The sequence below is a fragment of the Flavobacterium sp. ZT3R18 genome (assembly GCF_007097385.1).
Classification (GTDB): domain Bacteria; phylum Bacteroidota; class Bacteroidia; order Flavobacteriales; family Flavobacteriaceae; genus Flavobacterium.
The window spans coordinates 1,356-4,505 of the sequence record NZ_VJZS01000045.1 but is presented as its reverse complement, the minus strand read 5'-3'; the positions used below and the strand labels follow the sequence as shown (position 1 = coordinate 4,505).

General features: G+C 35.9%; 4 protein-coding genes. All 4 read right to left on the bottom strand.

Translation table 11 applies throughout. The annotated features are described in order from the left end of the window. Positions 1-927: hypothetical protein (locus tag FNW52_RS20355; RefSeq protein ID WP_143379304.1), on the bottom strand; the 927-nt coding region annotated here is incomplete at its 3' end. Between the two features lie 29 nt (positions 928-956). Beyond that, positions 957-1,757: a hypothetical protein gene (locus FNW52_RS20350; protein WP_143379303.1), complete on the bottom strand. Its 801-nt coding sequence runs from the start codon at positions 1,755-1,757 to the stop codon at positions 957-959. A 27-nt stretch (positions 1,758-1,784) separates the two neighbouring features. Next, positions 1,785-2,630, bottom strand: coding sequence for a conjugative transposon protein TraN (traN, locus tag FNW52_RS20345; RefSeq protein WP_143379302.1), 846 nt, complete (start codon positions 2,628-2,630; stop codon positions 1,785-1,787). An 18-nt stretch (positions 2,631-2,648) separates the two neighbouring features. Beyond that, on the bottom strand, positions 2,649-3,150 hold a 502-nt coding region (gene traM, locus FNW52_RS21240; RefSeq protein ID WP_255515672.1), incomplete at its 5' end, for a conjugative transposon protein TraM.

The following is a 3,150-nucleotide window of genomic DNA, read 5'->3' as shown; positions in this document are numbered from 1 at the left end:
TTCATCATAAATGTTTACCAATTTAAACTGGGGATTAGCTTCAATATAAAAGCGATGTTCATTTCCATTTTTAATTAGGATTACTGACTGTCGGCTCCCTTGTTTTAAGGCATCCTGTAACTTATCTGCTTCGGTTTTATTTGATAGTTCCTTTAATGGTAACTGTTGTACTGCTTTTTCAAGATCATAACCATATCCGGAATGAAATTCCTTTATAAGGTAATTACCATTCGAATCCTTATCGTTAAGGTCAAGTTGTATCCAGGATCCTTCTTTTTGAATCGCACGCCCAGCCAACAAATTGTAAGCCTGTGTGGTGTCAATAGAATAATCTTCCTGCATTTTAAAATAGTGCTGTCTAGTTTCTTCAGGTTTTGATTCATTTTGCAAGGCAGTTTTATAGCCTTCAAATTGATAATGCCCAGCCTGATCTTTAACAAAAGTAAGCTGATGATCGAGTCGTTCTTTTTCGTTGATATAATAAGAAACTGGAATACTGAACTGATCTTGACCCTGACTAATCTGCTGGTCTATTCTAGCGGACAAATCTCTAAAACCAATACGCTGCACTAGATCGTGCAGCGATTGACTATTCTGTTCTACTTCCTTTAGATCCTGTCGGATTGAAATTTGCTCTATTAATGGTGCAACCAAAACTTTCCGAACGAGACGTACTAATAAGTTAGGATAAAGTTGTTTCAGTATTCTGTTCTTTTCCTGCTTTAGCATCCGCAAAGCAAATCGCTCATCCAAATTCTGCGAGCTTTTATACTTCGCTGCAATGCGCTCGTAATGATGCAATTTTTCTTTAAGTAGCGTCCTATTGTTAGAAAGACTGAAAGAGAACAGTTTACTAAAACGCTCTTCCCTAGAGCGCCATTGGCTTAATTCTGTCTCTACTCTGTTAACGGGAAGTGGTTCATTCATAACTCAAATTTTATTTATCGTCCTATCTGCTACATGGAACTAGACTGGCTTTTCCTTCTTTTCTTGCCTTCCTTCGGTATATCAGGACCATCATCGTCAGCATTCTGACTTTGTTTTTTGTTGTCCTGTTTAGTTGACTTACTTTCCCCTTCAGACTGCTTTTCCTCTTTAGACTTTCGATTATTGATGCGATGCATATTATCATCATACACATTAATCGTTTTGAACTGAGGATTTGCTTCTACATATTGCTTACTCTCATTACCTTCCTTTATGAAAGTAGCAGATTGCAAGTTTCCTTTTTTCAGCGAATCCATAAGATCCTTTTTATATTCAGGATTTTCTAATTCCTTGATTTGATGTTTGGACAATGCAGCTTCTAGATCATAACCATAATTCTGATGATAATGATTTAACTTAAAATTTCCATTTGTATCAACTTCTTTAAAATCCAGCTGCACCCAAGCTTTATAAATCTGCTCTTCTTTATTGGTCAAGTCTTTATAAACTGCCCTTCCTTCCATTAGATTATAAGCCTCTTTCATCGTGATACCCCCTTTATTAACATAAAAAGTTTGCTCCATAGATTCCTTAGCTTGCTCTTTTTGTAGGTTCACTTGGTAGGAATTAAAAAAATACATATCACTCTGGCTTGACTTTTTAAAGTTTAATGTTGCTACTGCAGTATCATTGCCATATTTCGTATTATAATTCAATGTAAAACTAGGAGTCTCCTGTTGCATTTTTTCCTTCAATTCACTTTCCAGTCCTTCACCGAAGCCGGTGTACTTAACCTGGTCTTTTAAGTATTCAAAATTTTTCTCGTTCATGACTAAATTCTTTAAATGATTACTAATTTACAGTTTGGGCAGTACAGTAACCTGTACTAGTTTTTTGTTGTTCACATGCAATTCCACGTGTCTGCCACCATTTTTTTCCATTAGCTGTATGGCAAGGTATTTTTGTTCAGGAATTGTAAATTTTGGAAAAGCAAACACGAATATATTTTCGGATTCTCCATCAATTGTAGCTATATTATTTAGAATGTAGATCGGTACAATTTCGATTTCCTGTGAAGCAGTTCGTTTCACTTTTTTATTGTCACGTATAAAAAAACGTAGCTGATCAACATCATAATTGATTTTAGAATTGTTTGCTATCTTAATTCTGTAGTACATCACATCATCGCGGATAAAAATTCCGCTGAGTTGAAACTGAATGTCATACTTGACTTCCTTTTCGCCTCGTAACTTTTTCTTGTCATAAAAAGCCAATTTGGAATACTTTTGAATATTCTCTTCATTTCCAGTACCAGAAGAAAAATAAATTTCTTGCGCTTCTGATTTTGTCTTATTCAAAATGAGATTCAGCTGCGGGCAATGTTCATCATATTTTAGAACGAAAGAATAAAGCTGACCATCGGCAGTAACCACCGTAAGGTTCGTTTGAACAAATCCTTGCTGTGCTGCCTTAATCATCAGTATATTTTCAAGGCCTTTCACTTTCTGAACCAACACGTCCTGACTTCCCCTGTCAACACTTTTGATAGCAAAAGGAAATACGATATTGGTCGTTTTTGAGTACGCTATCGCTAAGGAATCGGATTCAATTTTGGATAGACGATTTTTGTTCGTTTGTTGTGCAAACGCACTAATGGTAATAAGCAATAGACATTTCACCATCAATAAATTAAAATTTTTCATGTTTCTATTTTTTTATTTTTAATTGGAATCCTTTTGTTTTTCATCACGAAGCAGAACTTGATATCCCGCTTTCACTACAACCTTAACCAGTTTCACGCTTTTGCTAAGAAGACTTTTAGCCGCCTCAATACCAACTCCAGCTGCCTGAGTACCCCAAGAATCATCAAGAGAGGAAACCCCTAAAGTTTGCATGGAACGATCGGCTGATGATTTGGCGACATCTCTACTAATGGCACCTGGAATGTAGATTCCTATGAGTCCATCCATATCATATACCGATAAATCAACAGGGAACAGAGAATTATTATACCTCAAGCTGTTTATGGTAATTGTGAGTCTTTCCCCTTTTAAGGAAGCTACTCCAAACAAGAAATTATCCTTTGGAATCTTGATGCCATTGATAAAAATATCATTGGTAAGTCGAAGTTTAACAGTTGAACCATTTACTATAGTCTGCGTTTCATGGATAACAGCCTGTACGGCATTTTGCATATTGTCAGCACTTATTGGATCATCAAAG

Excerpts from the sequence above, each read along its gene's own strand:
- traN (WP_143379302.1), bottom strand. The coding sequence starts at position 2,630 with ATGAAAAATTTTAATTTATTGATGGTGAAATGTCTATTGCTTATTACC.
- FNW52_RS20350 (WP_143379303.1), bottom strand. The coding sequence starts at position 1,757 with ATGAACGAGAAAAATTTTGAATACTTAAAAGACCAGGTTAAGTACACC.